We start from the raw sequence: 23,548 nt of genomic DNA, 5'->3' as shown, positions 1-23,548 counted from the left end.
ATGGCGCAGGCCGTGGTCCGCGCAACGTCACGGCACAAAAAAACGGCACGCCTTTTAAAGCGTGCCGTTTTTGCTGATGCCTGCTGCGTTCGAGACGCCGCGCTTTACTTCACGCGCATGCCCGGCTTCGCGCCGCTGTCCGGTTCGAGCACGTAGAGGCCCGGTTCGGCTTTCTCGTCAGTCGCCGACGCCGCCAGCACCATCCCTTCGGACAGGCCGAACTTCATCTTGCGCGGCGCGAGGTTCGCGACCATCACGGTCAGCTTGCCGACCAGTTGCTCCGGCTGATAGGCCGACTTGATGCCCGAGAACACGTTGCGCGTCTTCTCTTCACCGATGTCGAGCGTCAATTGCAGCAGCTTGTCCGAGCCTTCCACTGCCTTGCAGTCGACGATCTTCGCGATGCGCAGATCAACCTTGGCGAAGTCGTCGATCGAGATGACATCCGGCGTTTCGTCCTTCTCGGCAACAGCTGTTTTTGCCGCCTTCGACTTGGCTTTCGCGTCCGCCGGCGCCGCAGCTTCCGGCGTGGCTTGCAGTGAGTCGCGATTCGCTGCGACGAGCGCTTCGATCTGCTTCGGATCGACGCGTGTCATCAGATGCTTGTACGCGTTGATCGGGCGCGTGGAACTCAACGGCACGTTTGCGTCGGCCCACACCAGCGGCTCGATGGCGAGGAAGGCTTCGACCGCTTCCGCCAGCTTCGGCAACACCGGCTTGAGCGCCAGCGACAGCAGACGGAACGCCTCGATACTCACGCTGCAGGTTTCGTGCAACGCGACCGCGTTCATCGGGTCTTTCGCCTGATCCCACGGCTTGGCGGTGTCGACGTACGCGTTGACCGCGTCGGCCAGTTCCATGGTCTGACGCAGCGCACGGTTGTACTCGCGCGCTTCGTAGTTCGCGGCGATTTGCGGCACGGCAGCGCGCAGCGTGGCGAGCAGCGGGTGGTGCATGGCGCTGTCCTGCACGCGACCCTCGAAACGCTTGATCAGGAAGCCGGCGGCGCGGCTCGCGATGTTCACGTATTTGCCGACCAGATCGCTGTTCACACGGGCCTGGAAGTCGTCGAGGTTCAGATCGAGGTCTTCCATCGTGCTGTTCAGCTTGGCCGCGAAGTAGTAGCGCAGCCATTCCGGATTCAGACCCGTGTCGATCACGCTTTGCGCGGTGATGAACGTGCCGCGCGACTTCGACATCTTCGCGCCGTCCACGGTCAGGAAGCCGTGCGCGAACACGTTGGTCGGCGTGCGGTGGCCCGAAAATTCGAGCATGGCCGGCCAGAACAACGTGTGGAAATACAGAATGTCTTTGCCGATGAAGTGGTACTGCTCGGCGGTCGAGCCCTTGCGAATCCACGCGTCGAAGTCGAGGCCGCGTTTAACGGCCAGGTTCTTGAAGCTCGCGTAATAGCCGACCGGCGCGTCCAGCCACACATAGAAATACTTGCCCGGCGCGCCCGGGATTTCGAAACCGAAATACGGCGCGTCACGCGAAATATCCCAGTCCGCGAGCTTGGCTTCGCCCGCGTCGCCGAGCCATTCGCGCATCTTGTTGGTGGCTTCGGGTTGGGCCAGACCGCTGACCCACGCGCGCAGGAAATTCTCGCAGCGCGGATCGGACAAGCGGAAGAAGTAGTGCGTCGAGGTCTTACGAATCGGCGTGGCGCCCGAGACGACCGAGTACGGATTGATCAGCTCGGTCGGCAGATAGGTCGAACCGCATACTTCGCAACTGTCGCCGTATTGATCCTTCGCGCCGCACTTCGGGCATTCGCCCTTGATGAAGCGGTCCGGCAGGAACATTTCCTTGACGGGGTCGTATGCCTGTTCGATGTCGCGCGCTTCGATCAGGCCGGCTTCCTTGAGCGCAAGGTAGACCGATTCGCTCAGCACGCGATTCTCTTCGGAATCGGTCGAGTAGTAATTGTCGAACGAAATCCCGAAGCTATCGAAATCGCGCTTGTGCTCCTGCCAGACGCGGTCGATCAGCTGCTTCGGCGTCAGACCTTCCTTTTCCGCGCGCAGCATGACCGGCGTGCCGTGCGTGTCGTCGGCGCCCACGTAGTAGACCTCGTGCCCGTGCATTCGCAACGTCCGGACCCAGATGTCCGTCTGGATATATTCAACCAGATGGCCGATATGGATTTGCCCATTCGCATACGGAAGGGCCGACGTGACGAGAATCTGGCGACGGCCTGACGGCGCGCCTGCGGAGAGATCGGTTGCGGGTGCTGACATAAGGATGGTGGGAGCCTGCGGTGGGACGAAAGGTTGATTCTAGCAGGGCGGGCGTCCGGCGCGGGCTGGGCCGCCTGTGCCGCACCTGGGTCGGTGCCGGGGCAAGACGGTGTGTCCCCAAGGGAACTTCCTACAGGGCGAAAACCGAGCGCCCAAAAAAAACCGGGGCTATTAACCCCGGAGCAACAACGACAAGAGGAGAATGGTGACGCGGCGGCTTCGCCAGCCACGTACCGTAAAGACAGACCGCGAATTTTCGGCAGAGTTCGAAATTTTTTCGCTCTCTCGCGAGATTTTTTGCGTCCGCCCGCGTTTGCGCGCGGTTGTCTGAGTTTGCCTGCGCTTGCCTTTTACGGTTAGCCGGACACCGGCGGTGCCAGACGGCAAAAGGCGGCAAGCATCGCCTGCCGCCTTTTGCTTCATCCTCTTTCAGCCTGTGCCCTTATTGCGTAGCGTGCTGAGCCGTGGCGCGCAGATAGATTTCCACGCGACGGTTTGCGGCACGGCCGGCTTCGGTGTTGTTGTCAGCGATCGGCTGGTTCTGGCCCATGCCTTGTGCCGACAGGCGTTGCGGCGCGACACCGCGTTGCCCCAGATAGCCCGTCACGCTTTCCGCGCGGTTGACCGACAGCGTCTGGTTATACGCCGGCTGACCCGTGCTATCCGTATAGCCGACCACCTGGGCGATCAGTTCCGGATTCTGTTGCAGGGTCTGCGTCAGTTGATCCAGCACCGGTGCGAACGACGGCTTGATCGCGTAGCTGTTGGTGTCGAACGTGACCGAGCTCGGGATGTTCAGCTTGAGCGAGCCGTCGGGCTGCTCGGTGATCTGCGTGCCGGTGCCCTTGGTAGCGCCCGACAGCTTGTTGTGAATGGCTTGCCAGTTGTAGCCGGTGATGCCGCCCACCGCAGCGCCGACGCCCGCGCCGATCGCCGCACCCTTGCCGCCGCCGAAGATTGCGCCGAGCGCCGCGCCGGTACCGGCGCCCACGCCCGTGCCAACCGCCGTGTTAGTACCTTGTTGGGTCGCGCAGCCTGCCAGCAGCGAACCGGCAACTGCGAAAACGGCAAGGCGAGTCATGAGTTTTGCGTTCATTTTTTGATTCCTCTTGAGTGAAGCAGGTGGAAGCGATAAATCTATCCGCCGGATGCAACGGCCGTAAAGCGCACAAGTCGAAAATACGAGAATCCTGCGTCTTCCCTGGTCCCGGTCCGACAGTGGAGAAGGGTCTTCCGGCAAGGCTCGGCGTCAGCCACTACAATGATGACTGAAGTACGCAGCGATGCGACCCCATGGCGTTCCGCCTGCCCGAAGCGTGCACGGCGCGCCTGGTTTTAGCAATGCTGTCTAACAATTTTTTTCAAATTCTGGCAAGTGGCCGAAGCTTGGATTCCGCCACCCCGCAAGTGTTCCCCACGGAGTGTCAATGAGTATCGATCGGGCTTTGGTCGACGCCGCCCTCGCGGCCGTCACTGACCCCAACACGGGCAAGCCCTACGCGGCTGCCCGGAACATCCGGAACGTGGCCGTGGAGGGCGACGCGGTTAGCCTTGAAGTGGTACTCGGCTATCCGGCCAAACGGCAGTTTGAAGCGGTCCGTGCGCAGTTCGCCGACGCCTTGAAGGCCGTTCCCGGCGTAGTAAACACACGCGTCGAGGTGTCCCAGAACATCGCTGCGCACACCGTGCAGCGTGGCGTCAAACTACTACCGAACGTTAAGAACATCGTCGCGGTGGCGTCGGGCAAGGGCGGGGTCGGCAAGAGCACGACCGCCGTGAACCTTGCACTGGCGTTGGCGAGCGAAGGCGCATCGGTCGGCATCCTCGATGCGGATATCTACGGCCCCTCGCTGCCGATGATGCTTGGCATTACCGGCCGCCCCGAATCGCCCGACGAAAAGTCGATGAACCCGATGACCGGCCACGGCTTGCAGGCTAACTCGATCGGCTTTCTGATCGAGCAGGACAACCCGATGGTGTGGCGCGGCCCGATGGCCACCTCGGCGCTCGAACAGTTGTTGCGGCAGACCAACTGGCAAGATCTCGACTACCTGATCGTCGATATGCCGCCGGGCACTGGCGACATCCAGCTCACCTTGTCGCAGCGCGTCCCGGTAACCGGGGCGGTGATCGTCACAACGCCGCAGGACATCGCGCTGCTCGACGCGAAGAAAGGCCTCAAGATGTTCGAGAAGGTGGGCATTCCTATTCTCGGCATCGTCGAGAACATGGGTATGCATATCTGCTCGAATTGCGGCCACGAAGAGCATATTTTCGGCGCGGGCGGCGGCGAGCGGATGGGCAAGGAATACGGTGTGGACGTGCTCGGCAGCCTGCCGCTCGATGTCGGCATCCGCGAGCAGGCCGACTCCGGCACACCCACCGTGGTGGCGGATCCGGAAGGCCGTATCGCGGCGATCTACCGGTCGATCGCGCGCAAGGTTGCGATCCATATCGCCGAGCGGGCTCGCGACATGACCTCGAAGTTTCCCAGCATCGTCGTCCAGAACACCTGAGTCGCCATTCGGGCAAGGGGTCAAAGCGGGGTCAAAGCGGGGCCAAGGCGTCAATTTGCGCCTGGTCTCGCGGTATCATGTCGACTTCACAAGTTCGGCTCGGCGGCCGCAGGGGCGGCCACCAGGCCGGCAAGAGGATCGCATGGGAAAACGAATCGACGGGCAGGCGGTGTATGCATTCATCGTCCTGGCTGCCAGCAGCGCGCTGTTATGCGGCTGTAGCACGTTCCTGAGACCACAGGAAAAGCGCGCCGATGCGCAATTGCTGCCCACCGTGGGCAATCAGGCGCGCGGCCTCGTGACGTTCATCGAGCGTTCGGATGGCGTGCAGGTCACTTACAATCTTGCGGGCTTGCCGCCCAATAGCGACCACGCATTGCAGGTGCACGAGCGCGGCGACTGTAATGCCGCAGACGGCTCCAGCGCCGGTCCGGTGTTCTCGCCGGCCGCCGAGCGTCTGAAAGCGGGCGCCCGGGTCGAAGGCGATCTCGGCAACATCCACGCGGACGCAAATGGCGTGGCCACCGGCTTTATCGTTGCGCCAGACGTCTCGCTCGACGGTATCCGCTCGGTGCTGCAACGCGCCGTCCTGCTGCATCACGACGCAACCGACCCTTATGCGTATCCGCAGCATGGTGCAGGCCCCGCGCTTGCATGTGGGTTGATTCGCCAGTGAAGGCAGCGCCGGGGGCGTTCAGGCCATCCCGCAGCAGCAATTTCACGATCGCGTAAAATAAGCGCCTTTCGTTGGGGGCGCCGAGCCCGGGGCACGTAGCCGGGGGCGCCTAGCCCGGGGCGCTTAACCGAAGGCACCCAGCCGGTGAGGCCGGCCCGGAACTACACCGGCTTGCTATCCGTCATACCTTCGTCACACACCTGTCACTCAAGTCGAGCAGCGTTTACTTCTATGACCATCAAATCCGACAAGTGGATCCGGCGCATGGCCGCGTCGCACAATATGATCGAGCCGTTTTCGCCCGATCAGGTCCGCGTCTCTGAAGACGGCCGGAAGATTGTCAGCTACGGCACGTCGAGCTACGGCTACGACATCCGCTGCGCCGACGAATTCAAGATCTTCACCAACATCAACTCGACCATCGTCGATCCGAAGAATTTCGACGAGAAATCGTTTGTCGATTTCAAGGGCGATGTCTGCATCATCCCGCCGAATTCGTTCGCGCTGGCCCGCACCGTTGAGTATTTCCGTATTCCGCGCAGCGTCCTGACCGTGTGTCTGGGCAAATCCACGTATGCGCGTTGCGGGATCATCGTCAACGTGACGCCGTTCGAGCCGGAGTGGGAAGGTCACGTTACGCTCGAATTCTCAAATACGACACCTTTGCCTGCGAAAATCTACGCGAACGAAGGCGTCGCCCAGGTGCTGTTTTTCGAAAGCGACGAAATTTGTGAGACGTCGTACGCGGATCGCGGCGGCAAATATCAAGGTCAGCACGGCGTCACGTTGCCCAAGACGTGACGCCCGGCAGTACTGACCCACCAGCTATTCGGGTGACCGCTGCCTAGTCAGATGCAGCGGTCGTTCTTTTTGGAGAATCGCCCATGAAGTTCCGTTTTCCCGTCGTCATCATCGACGAAGATTTTCGCTCCGAGAACATCTCGGGTTCCGGCATCCGGGCTTTGGCCGAAGCCATTGAGAAAGAAGGCGTGGAAGTGCTCGGGTTGACGAGCTACGGCGATCTGACCTCGTTCGCGCAGCAGTCGAGCCGCGCGTCGTGCTTCATCCTGTCGATCGACGACGACGAGCTGCTGCCGTACGTCGATAACGTCGTGGTGGAAGGTGAGACGCCGGAATTGGCCGCCGCGATCGTCGCGCTGCGCGCGTTCGTGACCGAAGTGCGCCGCCGCAACGCGGATATTCCGATCTTTCTGTACGGCGAAACGCGCACCTCGCGCCACTTGCCGAACGACATCCTGCGCGAACTGCATGGCTTCATCCACATGTTCGAGGACACGCCGGAATTCGTCGCGCGCCACATCATCCGCGAAACCAAGGTGTACCTGGATTCGCTCGCGCCGCCCTTCTTCAAGGAACTGGTGCAGTACGCGGACGAAGGCTCCTATTCGTGGCATTGCCCGGGGCACTCGGGCGGCGTCGCGTTCCTGAAGAGCCCGCTTGGCCAGATGTTCCATCAGTTCTTCGGCGAGAACATGTTGCGCGCCGACGTCTGCAATGCCGTCGACGAACTCGGCCAACTGCTCGATCACACCGGTCCGATCGCGGCGTCCGAGCGCAACGCGGCGCGTATTTTCAGCGCCGACCACGTGTTTTTCGTGACCAACGGCACGTCGACCTCGAACAAGATCGTCTGGCACGGCACGGTGGCGCCGGGCGACATCGTGCTGGTGGACCGCAACTGCCACAAGTCGATCCTGCACGCGATCACCATGACCGGCGCGATTCCGGTGTTCCTCACGCCGACGCGCAACAACTTCGGCATCATCGGCCCGATTCCGCGCAGCGAGTTCGAGCCGGAAAACATCAAGAAGAAGATCCTCGCGAATCCGTTCGCGCGCGAAGCGTTGGCGAAGAATCCGGATCTGAAGCCGCGCATCCTGACCATCACGCAGAGCACCTACGACGGCGTGATCTACAACGTCGAGATGATCAAGGAAATGCTCGGCGACTGGCTCGATACGCTGCACTTCGACGAAGCCTGGCTGCCGCACGCCGAGTTCCACGAGTTCTATCAGGACATGCACGCGATCGGCGCCGGCCGTCCGCGCATCGGCGCACTGGTGTTTGCGACGCACTCCACGCACAAGCTGCTGGCCGGTATTTCGCAGGCTTCGCAGATCGTCGTGCAGGATTCGAAGAACAGCCGCTTCGACAAGCACCGCTTTAACGAAGCGTATCTGATGCATACGTCGACCAGCCCGCAGTACGCGATCATCGCCTCGTGCGACGTGGCCGCGGCGATGATGGAAGCGCCGGGCGGTCCCGCGCTGGTGGAAGAGTCGATCGCCGAAGCGCTCGACTTCCGCCGCGCGATGATCAAGGTCGACACCGAATACGCCGACGACTGGTTCTTCAAGGTGTGGGGCCCGGAGCAGTTCGCCGAAGAAGGCATCGGTTCGCGCGAAGACTGGGTCCTGCGTCCGAACGACGCGTGGCACGGTTTCGGCCCGTTGGCCGAAGGCTTCAACATGCTCGACCCGATCAAGGCGACCATCGTCACGCCGGGTCTGGACATGGACGGCGGCTTCGGCGAGACCGGCATTCCGGCAGCGATCGTCACGAAGTATCTGGCCGAGCACGGCATCATCGTCGAGAAGACGGGGCTGTATTCGTTCTTCATCATGTTCACGATCGGCATCACCAAGGGTCGCTGGAACTCGATGGTCACCGAACTCCAGCAGTTCAAGGACGACTACGACAACAACCAGCCGCTGTGGCGCGTGCTGCCCGAGTTCGTCTCGCATCACCCGATGTACGAGCGCGTTGGCCTGCGCGATCTGTGTCAGCAGATCCACGGCGTGTACCGCGCGAACGACATTGCGCGCCTGACGACCGAGATGTACCTGTCGAGCATGGAACCGGCTATGAAGCCGTCCGACGCGTTCGCCAAGCTCGCGCACCGCGAGATCGACCGGGTACCGATCGACGAACTCGAAGGCCGCGTCACGTCGATTCTGTTGACGCCGTATCCGCCGGGCATTCCGCTGCTGATTCCGGGCGAACGCTTCAATAAGACCATCGTCAACTATTTGCGTTTCGCGCGTGAATTCAACGAACGCTTCCCGGGTTTCCACACGGATATCCACGGGTTGGTCGGCGAAACGATCAACGGGCGCATCGAATACTTTGTCGATTGCGTACGCGCCTGACGATGCGGATAGCGCGGTCCCTGCTGGGCGCTGATAGCTGGCGGCGCGCGTTTGGCGCGCTGGCTTCGACATCGGCGATGTCGGCGATGTCGTTGGTGGGATTCGGTGCGGTGCTTGCCGTGACGCTCGGTGTGACGCCTTTGGCGGCGCATGCCGAAGTCGCCGCGGCCGATCCGATCGACGCGTCGATGCGCACGTGTCTGGCGCGCAGCGACATGTCGTCGACGGTGGGGCAGGTGCAGTGCATGGACAACGCGCGAATCGGCTGGAACGCCGCACTGGATGGCGCGTGGCAGCAGCTTGACGCGAAGTTGCCGCGCGCGCGGCGCAAGCAGTGGGAGAAGAGCCAGGCGAGCTGGCGGGCCTCGCGCGAAGTCGAGAAGCCGTTGCTGGCAGCCGTGTTCGCGACGACGAGCGGTTCGATGTATGTGCTGGCCGAAGCCGATATGCAGTTGCAACCCGTGCGTGATCGTGCGCTCGCGCTGCGCAGCGCCGTAGCGAGGATCAGCGCCGGCGGGGAACCGCCGCGCCGTCCGCGGGCCTGTAGCGCGGACGCGCAGTGTGAGCACGCGATGTTCGATCTGAACCGCTATTACCGCCGCTTGCAAGCGAAGATGCCGGCGCGTTCGCGGCCGACGCTTGTGCGCGCGCAAGGGGCTTGGACCGGGTATCTCAACGCCACTACGCCGTTAGTCGATGAGCATGGGCGCATTGATATCATCGGCGCGCGGGTGGCCACGCTCAAACGGTTGTCGGAGACTGTCGGCAACGACTGAGGCGGGTTGGTTGCCTGCGGCGTTGGCCTTTTCTTGTTCTGACTTTTTGGCCTTTCCTTGTTTTGTTAGTGGTCTGTTTTGGCTGTGCTTTTATGGCGTTGGCCTTTCCTTGTTTTCCTGGTGGTCTATTAGTGTTGCCCCTGTGCGGGGCGGCACTTACTTTCTTTGCCGCCGCAAAGAAAGATAAGCAAAGAAAGCGGCTCACACCGCTAATTCTTAAGCGGGTCCCCCGCACAGCCACGGTAGTGGTGCATCTGGAATCCGTGCTCTCGCACACTCCGCGTCAGTGACACAGCAGTCATTCTTCCGGCGGCGCCGCGCGCGCCGACGCGCCCCCTAACCAGTTGCTACGTTTTCGTGCTCACGCCTCACTCAGCGCAGTGTCTCGGTCTGTCCCTGATCGGTAGTTTCTATTGCCTTCAGCATTTCGTTCGGGGTGCGAACTTCAAACAGTGCTGATCGCTACGACTTGCCGGTCAGCCAGGGCAAACACAGTATTCGCGAAAGCGCTGCGGTACTCGTGCATTCGACTCATCGCCGATGGCTCTTACCATACCGGAACGAAGTCGAGGGTTTGCATGATGAGCCCTTTCGGCGAGCACGTAGTGCGAGGCGAGATGTATGACGGCCTTGTCACCGGGGGCGAATGTGCGAGGGCACAGATTCCAGATGCACCACTACCGTGGCTGCGCGGGGGACCCACTTAAGAATTAGCGGTTTGAGCCGCTTTCTTTGCTTATCTTTCTTTGCGGCGGCAAAGAAAGTAAGTGCCGCCCCGCACAGGGGCAACACTAATAGACCACTAAGAACACAAGGAAAGGCCAAAGAAGCCAGAACAAGGAAAAATCAAAAAAGTCAGAACAAGAAAAGGCCAACACCACACTCAAACAAAAAACAAGCACGGCGAAGGCCAAAAAAAACCCACTAATCCCGCGCCGAAGACGCCGCCCCATGACTCAACCAGTCAAGCACAGCAGTAGCATCATCATCCGCGCCTTGCCGCGCCTTAGCGACCGTCTCAGCCACATCTTCACTAGGCACGGCGCGCCGAATCGCCACCCCCACAGCAAGAATATCAATCATCACAAGATGCAAAATCCGCGAAATCATCGACAACTGCGACTCGCGAATCTCAATGTGATCGGTCTCCAACGCGACAGTGGCCCGCTTGGCCAGCGGCGTATTGCTGGACGTAATGGCAATCACTTTGGCCCCCGCCTGCATGGCGACATCCAGCACACGCAGCAGCTCAGGCGCACGTCCTGACTTGGACACGGCAACAATCACGTCGCCCTTGCCGAGCAACGCAGCCGACGCCGCCTGCATATACAGATCGCCATAGGCAATCGTCGGAATACCAAACCGGAAGAACTTGTAGTGCGCATCCTGTGCGACGATGTTCGAATTGCCGAGCCCATAAAACTCGATCCGCCGCGCGCCGTTCAACAGATCGATGGCCCGCTCGACCTGGTCGAAATTCAAATGCTCGCGCAACTGCAAAATCGCCGACACGGTGTTATCCAGCACCTTCGCGCCGAAGTCCGTCGCGGTGTCACCCAGATGCACCTGGCTATGACTCACCGGAATCGTGCCGGTCAAACCCGTCGCCAGCTTCAGCTTGAAATCGGACAAACCCTGGCAGCCGAGCGAGCGGCAAAAGCGGATCACCGTCGGCTGGCTCACGTCGGCCTTGCGCGCGATATCCACGATCGGATCGTTGATGATCGAACGCGGATGATTCAACGCGAGATCGGCCACGCGGCGCTCGGCCGGCGTCAACGCGTCGCGCATCTGGCGAATCCGCTCGAACACAGCCGATGAACTGCCGCCCGTGCGATTCGACAACTGTTCCGCGAGAATCGCCGAAACCCCAAGAAACGCCGGGTATTCAGCAGTAATCACGTAGGTCGGCACGTTCTGCAAATACGCTTCGAAGCGGCCCTTTGCCTCGAAGCGCTGACGGAACGACGAGCGCGCGAAGAATTCGCCGAGCCGCGGCACCACGCCGCCGCCAATGTAGATGCCGCCCAATGCGCCGAGCGTCACCGCGATGTTGCCCGCGAACGTGCCAAGAATTCCGCAGAACACATCGACGGATTCGGCCGCCAGCGGCTCGCCTTCCATCGCGCGTTTGACGATCTCGATCGTGTCGACGTTCGCCGCCACACGTTTCTTGTCGCGACCGGCCAGCGCACGGTAAATCACTTCGATGCCAGGGCCCGCCGCCACCCGCTCGAACGAGACGTGCGACCATTTCTTGCGCGCGTACTGCAGCACGATGTCTTCGCGCTCGTCGGCCGGCGCAAAGGTGGCGTGGCCGCCTTCGCTGCCCAGCGCGATCCAGCGGTCGTCGGCCGGAATCAGGCCGGACACGCCCATGCCGGTACCCGGGCCGAGCAGGCCGATCACGCTGTTCGGCCGGCGCGTGCCGCCGCCCACCTGCACGCGTTGCATGTCGGTCAGGCCCGGCAGCGCCATGGCCAGCGCGGTAAAGTCGTTCACCACCAGCAGCGTATCGAAGCCGAGCGTACGGCGCGTGGCTTCGATCGAAAAGCTCCAGTCGTGATTGGTCATCCTGACCTGATCGCCGTCGACAGGGTTCGCAATCGCAATCGCCGCATGATTCACGCGGCCGATTTTGGTGTCCTTCAGGTACTTCTTGATGACTTCGGCAACGCCCGGATAGTCCGCGCACGGATAGACCTGCACCGAGCTGATCTCGCCGGGGCTGGTTTCGAGCGCGAAGCGCGCGTTGGTGCCGCCGATGTCGGCAAGCAGCCTCGGTCCATCGGCGTGCTGGCCCGCGCCCGGAACAGCCTTAGTTTGCACACCAGTAGACATCGAGTCTCACTCCCTTGTCGTTTGCCAACTGCGAGATGGCATTTTTTTGTAGCGAAGCGGCGGCGGCATTCAGCACGTCCTGCTTGCGCGGTCCTGCGATCAGCAAAAACAGGTGCTTCACTTCTTTCAGCGCGGAGAGCGACCAGCTCACGCGCGCATGCGGCGCGCTGCCGGGATGCACGGCAACGAAGCGCTCGGGGGTAGTGATCGCGTAGTCCCATTCGGGCGCATCCGCGAAAATCGACGCGGTGTGGCCATCTTCGCCCATGCCGAGAATCGCGACGTCCGGCACGGCGCTAAAGCGCGGGTCGGCGTTCAGCGCGGCAACCTGCGCGTTCAGGTCCTGCGCCGTGTCCACCAGCGGCCAGAACGTGGCATGCTTCGCGGCGTTCTGCAACAGCGTGTCGTGCACGAGTTGCGAGTTGCTCGCGCTGTCCGTTTCCGGCACCCAGCGATCGTCGACCAGCGTCACGGCAATGCGTGCCCAGTCGAGCGATCGCGTGGACAACGTCTGCAGGAACGGACGTGGACTGGTGCCGCCGGACACTGCAAGCATTGCCGGGCGCGCGCCAGGATGCGGCGTGCCCGCGGCGGCCGTGGCCGCCTGTGCGGCGAGCGACGCATGTAACGCGTCGCCAACCGCTTTCGCCAACGCGTCGGATTGGGCGCGTTGATCGTCGAAAGCGTGAAGCTCGATCACTTCTCCTCCGTGCTGCTTTCTTGTTAGATCTGCGGAACGTGCCGTGCTGCTCTCACGCGATGCCTGCAAGCGGGATGACTTGCAGGCGCCTTCGTAATACCGGCGCCATTCCGTTCAGTTCGTCAGTGGATCCCGCAGGCGCTGCGCTGTGCTTCGATCGGGCAACTCGCGGCGCCGTGATTCAATTGATTCAATTCTCTTCCTCGAGCCAGCAGGTGCCATGCTGCGCCAGCATCGCGCTCGCCGCAGCCGGTCCCCACGTGCCTGCTGCATAAGGCTTGGGCGGCTTGTTCGACGCGGCCCATTCGTTGAGGATCGGTTCGACCCAGCGCCATGCCGCTTCCTGCTCATCGCGCCGCACAAACAGCGCAAGGCGCCCGTTGATGACATCGAGCAACAGACGCTGATACGCCTCCATCTGCCCTTCGCGGAAGAACCGGTCGAACGCGAGATCGAGGTGAACGCTGGCCAGATTCATACCTTCGCCCGGCTGCTTCGCGAGACAGTAGAGGCGAATGGTCTCGTTCGGCTGCAAACGGATCACGAGACGATTCGCACCGCCGCGCAACGCGGACGCGCCCAATGCCGAATGCGGCACCGCACGAAAATTCACCACGATCTCAGCGACCCGGTCCGCAAGACGCTTGCCGGTGCGCAGGAAGAACGGCACGCCGGCCCAGCGCCAGTTTTCGATTTCCACCTTCAGCGCAACGAAGGTTTCGGTCGTGCTCTCCGGCTTGACGCCAGGTTCGGTAGCATACGCCGGCACCGCGTTGCCGCGGATCACGCCCGCATGATACTGGCCGCGCACGGCGACCTTGCCAATATCGCGCGGATCGATCGGCTTCAACGCGCGCAGCACGCGCAGTTTTTCGTCACGGACCGAGTCGGAATCCATCGAATGCGGCGGTTCCATTGCCACGATGGAAAGCAGTTGCAGCAAATGGTTCTGCACCATATCGCGCAATGCACCGGTGTTGTCGTAGAAGTCGCCGCGCGCTTCCACGCCGAGCTCTTCCGCGATCGTAATCTGAATGCTTTCCACCCATTCACGGCGCCACAACGGTTCGAACAGCACATTGCCGAAGCGCAGCGCGAGCAGGTTCTGCACCGGCTCCTTACCGAGGTAGTGGTCGATCCGGTAGATCTGTTCTTCAGCGAAGATTTCACCGACTGCATCATTAATTGCGTTGGACGACTTGAGGTCGTAGCCGAGCGGCTTTTCCAGCACGATGCGCGAATTTTCGTTGAGCCCCACCGAGGCCAGCGCGTGGCAGATCGGCACGAACAGCGACGGACCCGTTGCCAGATAGAACACGCGAATACCGGGCAGGCCGCTCACGGCGTCGCGCAGCAGCACGAAGTCTTCGGGCTTGCCCAGATCGATCTTCACGAACTCGATGCGTTCGAGGAAGCTCGCCCATGCCGTTTCATCCAGACCGTTCTTCGACACGTGCGGCTTGACGTGCTCATTGACCCATTCCAGGTAGCCGGCACGATCCGCCACATGCCGCGCTACCGCGAAGATCTTGCCGCTGTCGGCCAGCATGCCACCTGCACGGTGCGCTTCAAACAGTGCCGGCAGGATCTTGCGCATCGACAGATCGCCGGTTCCGCCGAAGAGAACGAAGGTGAAGCTTGAGTCGGTTTGCATGAGTCTCCGTCGATATCCTGGGGCCGCCGTGATGACCGGAAAGGGCGACCGTAGTCCGATAAAATATTTTTTGACACTGAATTGTAGTTTAACTACAATCCAAATCAAGAGGTAGCGCTAATTCGATGAAAAAAGCGTGCGCTGTGAGGCTGGTTGCGCGTTTTCCCGAATCGGCAGGCGTCCCCTGCATGTTAACGGACATTGCGTGCGAGCACGCGCCAGCATGCCCCCCGGCGGCCCTTACGGAAAGCCGGAAGGCGGGTCTGGTGTCAGGGTTAACGTGTGAGGCACCTCGAGTCTGCCGCGCGCGACGCGGGCAGGCAAAAATCAAAAGAGGAGACAGTCAGTTGCATCCCGAACCACTCATCTCTTGAGCTTCCAGCGGCCGGATATCGGTCCGCCGGCACATGCGTGAAGCATGCGCCCGACCGTGCTCGATCGCCCAGTGTTTTGCCTGTTTGAACCAACCACAGCACCCTGGCGACATCAGGGGCCATTTGTTTTTTGTTCAGGTGTCTGGAGGAGATAAGCAATGAAATTTCGCGCGATCATGAGCGCTTTGTGCGCCGCAGGTCTGATGTGTGGCGTCTCGGCTGTGCAAGCTGCCGAGTCGATCGAAGTGTTGCACTGGTGGACTTCGGGCGGCGAATCGAAAGCCGTCGGCGTCCTCAAGGACGACATGACGAAGCAGGGTTACACGTGGAAGGACTTCGCGGTTGCTGGCGGCGCAGGTGCCGCTGCCATGACGGCACTCAAGACGCAGGTGATCTCGGGTAACGCGCCGAGCGCCGCGCAGATCAAGGGTCCGTTGATCCAGGACTGGGCTTCGCAAGGTGTGCTGGTGCCGATCGACGCTGCAGCAGGCGACTGGAAGAAGAACCTGCCGCCGGAAATCGACAAGATCATGCACGCAGACGGCCACTACGTTGCCGCGCCGTTCTCGGTGCACCGCGTGAACTGGCTGTACATCAACAAGGCGGCATTGGACAAGGCGGGCGGCAAGGTGCCGACCACGTGGCCTGAGTTCTTCGCCGTGGCGGACAAGATGAAAGCCGCCGGCATCCAGCCGATCGCGATGGGCGGTCAGCCGTGGCAAGACCTGACGCTGTGGGAAGACGTGGTGCTGTCGCAAGGCGCGGGCTTCTACAAGAAGGCGCTGGTCGACCTCGACGAGAAGACGCTGACGTCCGATCAGATGGTCGGCGTGTTCGACACGGTCCGCAAGATACAGGGTTACTTCGACGCGGGCCGCACGGGCCGTGACTGGAACCTCGCAACGGCCATGGTCATCAACGGCAAGGCCGGCATGCAGTTCATGGGCGACTGGGCGAAGGGCGAGTTCGCCAACGCCGGCAAGAAGGCGGGTTCGGACTATGTCTGCGCCGCGGTGCCGGGCACGGAAAAGGCCTACACGTTCAACGTCGACTCGTTCGTATTCTTCCAGCAGAAGGGCCAGACGGCTGCAACGCCGGGTCAATTGGCATTGGCCAAGACGATCATGTCGCCGGACTTCCAGGAACAGTTCAGCCTGAACAAGGGCTCGATCCCGGTTCGTCTGGGTGTCTCGATGGCCAAGTTCGACGACTGCGCGAAGAAGTCGTACGCGGATGAACAGGTGGCGATCAAGTCGGGCGGCTACGTGCCTTCGCTGGCACACGGCATGGCGCAACCGGATGCAGCAGCGGGTGCGATCTCGGACGTGGTCACGAAGTTCATGAACTCGCAGCAAGATTCGAAGACCGCGGTTGCCGCGCTCGCGAAGGCAGCGAAGACCAAGTAAGCGATGTAAGCGAAGTGCTGCGCCTGGCGGTTCCCTTGGTGGGCGCCGGGCGCGCGCTTAAGCGTGCTTGCAGCAGTTGCGTTACTTAGGGCGAGAGACTTCACCCCTGGTTTCATCGAGTCATACCTATGCCGTTGCGGCCTCGCGTTTTCCATGCGCGAGCATCCCGGCGGTACAGTTTCAGCAGGAGTCGAGTAGTGACTGCTTCTATCAGCGGAAACGGGAAAACGGCCACCGTGACCCGCCGCACGTCGCCGATGGCGGCCCTTGCCGATCGCTGGATTCCGAAGCTGGTGCTCGCACCCAGCGTCGTGATCAGCCTGATCTTCGTGTATGGCTTCATCGCTATTACCGGCTATCTGTCGCTGTCGAATTCGCGACTGATGCCGCGCTATGACTTTGTCGGTCTCGATCGTTATCGCGAACTGTTCGATAACGATGTGTTCTGGACGTCGGCTGCCAACCTCGGCTGGTTCGGCATTCCGTTTATCGGTATATGTATCGGCCTCGGCCTGTTCCTCGCGATCCTGCTCGATCAGCAGATTCGCAATGAAGGCGCGCTGCGCGCTGTGTTCCTTTATCCGATGGCGCTCTCGTTCATCGTGACGGGTACGGCGTGGCAATGGATCATGACGCCGAGCGTTGGTCTTGAGAAAGTGTTTCACGACTGGGGCTGGACGAGCTTTTCGTTCGGCTGGCTGGGCGACCCGGACAAGGCGATCTTCTGCGTCGTGATCGCGGCCGTGTGGCAATCAGTCGGCTTCGTGATGGCGCTGTTCCTCGCGGGCTTGCGCGGTGTCGACGGTGAAATCTTCAAGGCTGCGCAGATGGACGGCGCGGGCTTGCCCACCATCTACCGCAAGATCGTGATTCCGAGCATGCGTCCGGTGTTTTTCTCCGTGCTGCTGATTCTCTGCCACATCACGATCAAGACATTCGACCTGGTTGTCGCGTTGACCGCGGGCGGCCCGGGTACGTCTTCGTCGCTGCCGGCTATTTTCATGTACACGTTTTCTTTCAATCGCGGGCAGTTGGGCGTCGGCGCGGCATCGTCGATGATGATGCTCGCTACCGTCGTGGCCGTGCTCGTGCCGCTGATGTATCTGGAATCGAGGAGCACCCGCAATGCAGCCTAAGATGACGATCAGCCGTGCCGTCATTTATGCGGCCTTGATTCTGTTCGCCCTGTATTTCCTGTTTCCGCTGTACGTGATGCTGTCCACGTCGTTCAAGGACATCGACCAGTTGCGCTCCGGCAACCTGCTCACGCCGCCCACTCACTGGACTATCGATCCGTGGATCAAGGCATGGAGCGGTGCGTGTACCGGGGTGCGCTGCGACGGTATGCAGCCGTTCTTCATGAACTCCGTGCGCATGGTGATTCCGGCCGTGCTGATCTCGTCGATCATCGGCGCGTTCAACGGTTATGTGCTCACGCACTGGCGCTTTCGCGGCGCGGATCCGATCTTCACCATGATCCTGGTCGGCTGCTTCATTCCGTTCCAGGCGATCCTGCTGCCGATGGCGCGTTTCGAGGGCCTGCTCGGTCTGTCGAACACCACGACCGGCCTGGTGGTGGTGCATGTGATTTACGGTATCGCCTTTACCACGATGTTCTTCCGCAACTTCTACGTGAGCATTCCGGCTGAACTTGTGAAGGCCGCGCGGATCGACGGTGCGGGTTTCTTCACGATCTTCACGAAGATTCTCATGCCGGTGTCGTTGCCGATTTTCATGGTGTGCCTGATCTGGCAATTCACGCAGATCTGGAATGACTTCCTGTTCGGGATTGTGTTCTCCGGTGTCGATTCGATGCCGATCACGGTGGCGCTGAACAACCTCGTGAACACCTCGACCGGCGTGAAGGAATACAACGTGGACATGGCCGGCGCGATCATCGCCGCACTGCCGACGCTGCTCGTCTACATCGTTGCCGGCCGCTATTTCGTGCGCGGTCTGACGGCGGGCGCAGTGAAGGGCTAGACCCGGGCTAAACCCTACGCATTGCGGCGGCGCTTCTTCGATGGTGCGCCGCCGTCATCCGACAAAGTTTTCAGGTAGTACCAGAGACAAGAGGATTCACAGCATGGCAAGCCTTTCCATCCGTGACGTGTACAAGACTTACCCGAACGGGGTGCCGGTTCTGAAGGGTGTCAACATCGACATCGAAGACGGCCAGTTCCTGATTCTCGTCGGCGGCTCGGGCTGCGGGAAATCGACGCTGCTCAACATGATCGCCGGCCTCGAAACCGTGACCAAGGGCGAGATCCAGATCGACGGCAAGACGGTGAACAACCTCTCGCCGAAAGATCGCGATATCGCGATGGTGTTCCAGTCGTACGCGCTGTATCCGTCCATGACGGTGCGCGAGAACATCTCGTTCGGCCTGGGCATCCGCAAGGTGCCGAAGCAGGAGCAGGCGCAGATCGTCGACCGTGTGTCGAACACGCTGCAGATCACGCACCTGCTGGACCGCAAGCCGGGTCAGCTGTCCGGTGGTCAGCGTCAGCGCGTGGCGATGGGCCGTGCGCTCGCGCGCGATCCGGTGATGTTCCTGTTCGACGAACCGCTGTCGAACCTCGACGCGAAGTTGCGTATCGAGATGCGTTCGGAAATCAAGCTGCTGCATCAACGCCTCGGCACGACGATCGTCTACGTGACGCACGATCAGATCGAAGCGATGACGCTCGGCGATCGTATCGCGGTGATGAAAGACGGCATCGTCCAGCAGTTTGGCGCACCGCAAGACATCTACGACTCGCCGGCCAATCTGTTCGTGGCCGGCTTCATCGGCGCACCGCCAATGAACTTCATCCAGGGCAAGCTGGTGGAGCAGGGTTCGGGCGTCGGCATCGAACTCGATACGGGCACCTCGCGCGGCGTGCTGAACCTGCCGTTCGACTCCGCGAAAGTGAAGTCGCACTTGGGGCGTGACGTGATTCTGGGCCTGCGCCCGGAGCGGATTACCGACGCGCGCGGCGCGCATGGCGACAATGCGTCGTTGCAGCCGATCGAAGTGAAGGTCGACGTGATCGAGCCGACTGGACCGGACACGCTGGTGTTCGCGCAGGTCAACGGCAAGCGCATTGTGAGCCGCGTGCACCCGGCGTCGAATCCGCAACCGTTGACGAACGCAACGCTGCTGTTCGATGCGTCGAAGGCGGTGTTGTTCGATCCGTCGAATGAAGAGCGGATTGCCTGAAGCGGGTTATTCGCTGAGCGATTCGAGTTGGAGAAAGCCCCATGCGTTGTGATACGCATGGGGCTTTTTCGTTTGCGAGGCGCGATGTGCCGCGGATTCGGTGTATGAATGCGATGCTCCCGCGCCGCAACGTCAAACGTTCGTGATACGCAGATCCGGATTATTTCGCGCCAGTTCGGTGACCCATTCGGTGAAGGCGCGCAGCCGTGAGCTCAGATTGCGGCGATGGGCGTACAGAATCGACAGCGGCGTGCCAGGGCTCGTGTAGTCCGTGAGAATTTCCCTAAGCGCACCTTGCGCGATCAGATCGGCGACCATGAAGCGCGACGGCTGGATGATGCCGTGGCCGAGCGCGCTCGCGCCGATATAGACGCTGCCGTCGTTCACCGCGAGCACGCTCTTTAACGTGACCTTGACGATCTCGCCGTCCACCTGGTACTCGAACGGGAAGGTCTTGCCGCTGCGCGCGGAAACGTAGTTGACGGCGCGATGTTCGCTGAGTTCATCGAGCGTAGTGGGGGTGCCGTACTTCTCCAGATAGGCAGGTGACGCACAGGTCACGATCCGCGCATCGCCGATGTGCCGCGCGACGAGACTCGACTCTTCCGGCGTGCCCATACGGATCACGCAATCCACCCCGTCCTGAATCAGATCGATATTGCGATCCGCCAGTCCGAGCCGCACGTCGATCTCGGGATATTGCCGGTAGAAATCGTCGAGCGCGGGCAGCAGCAGCGCACGGGCGAGTGTGCCGGAGGTGTCGACGCGAATCGTGCCGCTCGGATTCTCGCGCTTGTTCGATAGCGACGATTCGGCATCGGTGACCTCCGCGAGGATGCGCACGCAACGCTCGTAGAACAGCGCGCCGTCTTCGGTGACGCTGACCTGTCGCGTCGAACGGTTCAAAAGCCGCACGCCGACATGCTCTTCCAGAGCCTGAATGGTGCGGCTGACTTTGGCGCGGGGCAGGTCGAGCGATTCGGATACTTTGGTGAAGCTGTTCGCTTCGACCACCCGCGTAAATATCTCCATCGCTTCGAAACGGTCCATGTTTTGCCTTGTGAGTGATGGGCTGAAGTGGGTTTCGAAGTGAAGTGTATCGCCTGGAAATCGGCTTGGCGCATTCGCCCGATTATGCCGGGCTCGCGCGTTCAGTCCCGGTCAGGCGCGCCGAGCGGGAACAGCGGGCGATAGGGGCGTGCTTCGTCGACCGCGCGTGCGAACGAAGGCCGCGCCAGCAGCCGCTTGCGGTAGGCGAGCACGTGCTCAAAAGCCGGGCTGATGCGATGCGTCCAGTCGGCATAGAACAGGAACGGCCCCGCGCCGCAATCGGCGAGGCTGAAGGTATCGCCGGCGGCCCATTCGCGCCCGGCCATCACCTTGTCGAGCCAGCCGTAGGCGGTGTCGAGCATTGCACGGGCTTCGGCCACGGCGCGCGGATCGCGCTCCGTCTCGGCGCGCATGCTGTCGTACACGATCTTTTGCTGCGGCGTGGAGATGTAATTGTCGAAGAAGCGATCCATGCTGCGCACTTCCAGCGCGGCGCGGGCATCGGCCGGCAGGAGCGGGACGGGCCCCGGGTGATACAAGCCGAGATATTCGATGATGATGCTCGCCTCCGTCACGGTCCGGCTGCCGTCGACCAGCACGGGAAAGCGCTTGATCGGCCAGAGCGCGGCGAATTCCGCCATGACCTGCGGGTCGTCGTGCGCCAGAAAGCGCAGTTCGAACTGCGTGCTGTTTTCGTAAAGCGCGGTCAGCACCTTCTGGCAGTACGAGGAGAAGGGGTGGGCATAGAGCTTCAGGGTCATCGTGGTCACCTGTGGCGGTTGCGAGGCGCGCTGTGGCGCAATGACGGCCGGAGTGGCCGTTTATCCAACGACGAACGGTAGCTGCGGAAATCGACACTCGCGGGCACCAATTCGCAGCGATGGCTCCCAGCAATACCCAGCAGCGCCCATCGATACGCAGCAATCAAACGGACTTGCATAAAAATCAGGCACGTGTTCGAGCCGCCGCATTCCTACGACAAATCTGCACAATACTTTCCTGAAATATAGCGTAACATTTGAAACAATTGTAAGAATGCGGGCGTGATGGGCAGGTGACCTGGTTCAACCGGCCCGGGCGTCACATCAAAGAATAGCGAATAACCTTAAATCCACCGAATTACGATTTTCTGGAACGGAGACCACGATGGGTTACCAGCAAGGGTTGAGTGGGGTGTCGGCAGCGTCGCAGAATCTCGACGTGATTGGCAACAATATTGCCAACTCCCATACAGTTGGTTTCAAGAGCGGGAATGCGCAATTCGCCGACATGTACGCCAATTCGGTGGCGACAGCGGTAAGCAACCAGATCGGCATCGGCACACGGCTCTCCGAAGTGCAGCAGCAATTCTCGCAAGGCACGATTAGCGGCACCAATCAGGCGCTCAACGTCGCGATCAACGGCAACGGTTTCTTCCAGATGTCGAACAATGGCTCGCTGGTGTACTCGCGCAATGGCGTGTTCCAGCTCGACAAGAACGGCTTCATCACCAATGCGCAAGGCCTGAAGCTGATGGGTTACGCGGCGAACAGCACGGGTGTCATCAACACCGCGCAAACCGTACCGCTCAACGTGCCGACCGCGAACATCGCGCCGCAAGCGACCACGAAGATTGTTGCCGGCTTGAACCTGAACGCGCAGGACCGGCTGATGCTCGGCACGCCAACCGTGGCCCCCGGCGCCAACACCGGTACGCTCACCACGCCCGGCGCGACCATCACACACCCCGCCTCGGGCACGAACAACGATAACTACACCGTCAAGTTCACGAGTGCGACCGCTTACACGGTGACCGACAATACCCTCGGCACGTCGACCAACGGTACGTACACGTCCGGTACGGCGATTCCGCTTGGCAGCGGGCAGACCATCACGTTCAACGGCGTACCGGCCGTCAACGATAGCTATACGATCGCGCCGACGCCGATTGCGTTCAACCAGAACACCTCGACGACGTACAACTACTCGACCAGCACGACGGTCTACGATTCGCTCGGCGGTTCGCAGATGGTCAATATGTACTTCACCAAAACCTCGGCCGGCACGTGGAACGTGTATGCCGGCACCTCGACCGGCACGGCGAGCCTGGTTGGCCACGCGAACTTCAATTCGTCGGGCACGCTGCTCGGTACCACCGACAAGAACGGCGTCGCGACGACCACGCCGTTCGCGTTCAATTTCAGCGTTCCGACCACCGATGGTTCATCGACGCCGCAGAACCTCACGCTGAACATCGCGGGCACGACGCAGTACGGCGGCAAGAACGGCGTGAACACGCTGCAACCCGACGGCTACGCTGCCGGCACGCTGACGAGCTTCACAATCAGCGCCGACGGCACGTTGACCGGCAACTACTCGAACCAGCAAACCGCGGCGCTCGGCCAGATCGTGCTCGCGAATTTTTCGAACCAGAACGGTCTCGTGAACCTCGGCAATAACGAGTTTCAGCAGACTTCCCAATCGGGCGTCGCACAGATCTCAGGGCCGGGGTCGACCAATCATGGCGTGCTGCAAGGCGGCGCAGTGGAAAACTCGAACGTCGATCTGACGAGCGAACTGGTGAAAATGATTACCGCGCAGCGTAACTATCAGGCGAACGCGCAAACCATCAAGACGCAAAAGACGGTTGATCAGACATTGATGAACCTTTAATCCATTGTGTGAATCCAGCACAGAGGAAGTACTCATGAATTTTGCGCGATAGTCGCGCGAGGTGATGGATATTTATTATCGGCAGATTGTCTTCGCGACCGCCATGTAGGCCGCGAAGACAATCTCGAATGCGTTCGCGAGCGACTGCGGTGGTTCGCGAAGCCGGGTGCGATGGCTCGTTAATCTTATGCATTTCCATTTGATTAGGATGCCAGAAGAAGTGAGTAAGAGATCGACAAAACTCGACAAAATTAATTGGCACCGAAGTTAGGCAAACCTCTCAAGTTTCCT

Annotated in this window: 17 protein-coding genes; 10 read left to right on the top strand and 7 right to left on the bottom strand. The window is 61.0% G+C overall.

The features are described 5' to 3' along the window. Positions 1-104 precede the first annotated feature (104 nt). Positions 105-2,240 (bottom strand): methionine--tRNA ligase, encoded by a 2,136-nt coding sequence (metG, locus tag PQR67_RS09685; protein WP_408457572.1) that lies wholly within the window; start codon positions 2,238-2,240, stop codon positions 105-107. 442 nt (positions 2,241-2,682) lie between these two features. Beyond that, entirely contained in the window at positions 2,683-3,336 is a 654-nt protein-coding gene (locus PQR67_RS09680) for a YiaD family glycine zipper/OmpA-like lipoprotein (protein ID WP_120346359.1), read from the bottom strand. Between the two features lie 331 nt (positions 3,337-3,667). On the opposite strand from PQR67_RS09680, the gene apbC reads away from it, so the two are divergent. The 5 genes from apbC (at position 3,668) to PQR67_RS09655 (ending at position 9,378) form a co-directional block, all read left to right on the top strand. Beyond that, entirely contained in the window at positions 3,668-4,756 is a 1,089-nt protein-coding gene (gene apbC, locus PQR67_RS09675; RefSeq protein WP_408457569.1) for an iron-sulfur cluster carrier protein ApbC, read from the top strand. A 142-nt stretch (positions 4,757-4,898) separates the two neighbouring features. After that, complete coding sequence (locus PQR67_RS09670) at positions 4,899-5,432, top strand: superoxide dismutase family protein (protein WP_120346361.1); 534 nt, start codon at positions 4,899-4,901, stop codon at positions 5,430-5,432. 231 nt (positions 5,433-5,663) lie between these two features. Continuing rightward, positions 5,664-6,233, top strand: a complete 570-nt coding sequence (dcd, locus tag PQR67_RS09665; RefSeq protein WP_122151938.1) for a dCTP deaminase — start codon at positions 5,664-5,666, stop codon at positions 6,231-6,233. Between the two features lie 83 nt (positions 6,234-6,316). Continuing rightward, positions 6,317-8,602, top strand: coding sequence for an Orn/Lys/Arg family decarboxylase (locus PQR67_RS09660; protein ID WP_408457565.1), 2,286 nt, complete (start codon positions 6,317-6,319; stop codon positions 8,600-8,602). Positions 8,603-8,604: 2 nt separating this feature from the next. Continuing rightward, on the top strand, positions 8,605-9,378 hold the full coding sequence (locus tag PQR67_RS09655; protein WP_408457563.1) for a lysozyme inhibitor LprI family protein: 774 nt from the start codon (positions 8,605-8,607) through the stop codon (positions 9,376-9,378). Between the two features lie 924 nt (positions 9,379-10,302). Here the strand turns inward: PQR67_RS09655 and PQR67_RS09650 are convergent. From PQR67_RS09650 to zwf, 3 genes are all read right to left on the bottom strand, one after another. After that, positions 10,303-12,219: a bifunctional transcriptional regulator/glucokinase gene (locus tag PQR67_RS09650; protein ID WP_408457561.1), complete on the bottom strand. Its 1,917-nt coding sequence runs from the start codon at positions 12,217-12,219 to the stop codon at positions 10,303-10,305. Further along, positions 12,197-12,919: a 6-phosphogluconolactonase gene (gene pgl, locus PQR67_RS09645; protein WP_408457558.1), complete on the bottom strand. Its 723-nt coding sequence runs from the start codon at positions 12,917-12,919 to the stop codon at positions 12,197-12,199. Before pgl ends, PQR67_RS09650 begins: the two co-directional genes overlap by 23 nt. Positions 12,920-13,109: 190 nt before the next feature. Beyond that, positions 13,110-14,573: a glucose-6-phosphate dehydrogenase gene (gene zwf / locus PQR67_RS09640; RefSeq protein ID WP_408457556.1), complete on the bottom strand. Its 1,464-nt coding sequence runs from the start codon at positions 14,571-14,573 to the stop codon at positions 13,110-13,112. A 532-nt stretch (positions 14,574-15,105) separates the two neighbouring features. Between zwf and PQR67_RS09635 the strand changes: the two genes are divergently transcribed. The 4 genes from PQR67_RS09635 to PQR67_RS09620 all read left to right on the top strand — a co-directional run bounded on the left by PQR67_RS09635 (position 15,106) and on the right by PQR67_RS09620 (position 19,555). Beyond that, positions 15,106-16,353: an ABC transporter substrate-binding protein gene (locus PQR67_RS09635; RefSeq protein ID WP_408457554.1), complete on the top strand. Its 1,248-nt coding sequence runs from the start codon at positions 15,106-15,108 to the stop codon at positions 16,351-16,353. A gap of 197 nt (positions 16,354-16,550) precedes the next feature. Next, complete coding sequence (locus PQR67_RS09630) at positions 16,551-17,489, top strand: carbohydrate ABC transporter permease (protein ID WP_408457552.1); 939 nt, start codon at positions 16,551-16,553, stop codon at positions 17,487-17,489. Continuing rightward, positions 17,479-18,336 carry a carbohydrate ABC transporter permease gene (locus tag PQR67_RS09625; protein WP_408457550.1) on the top strand — a complete coding sequence of 286 codons (858 nt, stop codon included), beginning with the start codon at positions 17,479-17,481 and terminating at the stop codon, positions 18,334-18,336. The genes PQR67_RS09630 and PQR67_RS09625 overlap by 11 nt, the downstream gene beginning before the upstream one ends. A gap of 103 nt (positions 18,337-18,439) precedes the next feature. Further along, complete coding sequence (locus tag PQR67_RS09620) at positions 18,440-19,555, top strand: ABC transporter ATP-binding protein (protein ID WP_408457547.1); 1,116 nt, start codon at positions 18,440-18,442, stop codon at positions 19,553-19,555. 132 nt (positions 19,556-19,687) lie between these two features. Here PQR67_RS09620 and PQR67_RS09615 read toward each other — a convergent pair whose 3' ends face one another. Further along, positions 19,688-20,605: a LysR family transcriptional regulator gene (locus PQR67_RS09615; protein WP_408457545.1), complete on the bottom strand. Its 918-nt coding sequence runs from the start codon at positions 20,603-20,605 to the stop codon at positions 19,688-19,690. A gap of 101 nt (positions 20,606-20,706) precedes the next feature. Continuing rightward, positions 20,707-21,366: a glutathione S-transferase family protein gene (locus PQR67_RS09610; protein WP_408457543.1), complete on the bottom strand. Its 660-nt coding sequence runs from the start codon at positions 21,364-21,366 to the stop codon at positions 20,707-20,709. 385 nt (positions 21,367-21,751) lie between these two features. On the opposite strand from PQR67_RS09610, the gene PQR67_RS09605 reads away from it, so the two are divergent. Further along, a complete protein-coding gene (locus tag PQR67_RS09605) occupies positions 21,752-23,257 on the top strand; it encodes a flagellar hook-basal body complex protein (protein ID WP_408457541.1) in 1,506 nt (501 codons plus the stop codon). Positions 23,258-23,548 lie beyond the last annotated feature (291 nt).

Origin of the sequence: Paraburkholderia fungorum, from assembly GCF_046026025.1 — a bacterium.
GTDB lineage: Bacteria > Pseudomonadota > Gammaproteobacteria > Burkholderiales > Burkholderiaceae > Paraburkholderia > Paraburkholderia fungorum_E.
Note: the sequence above shows the minus strand (reverse complement) of the source record. Positions and strands in the feature narration are given on the sequence as shown.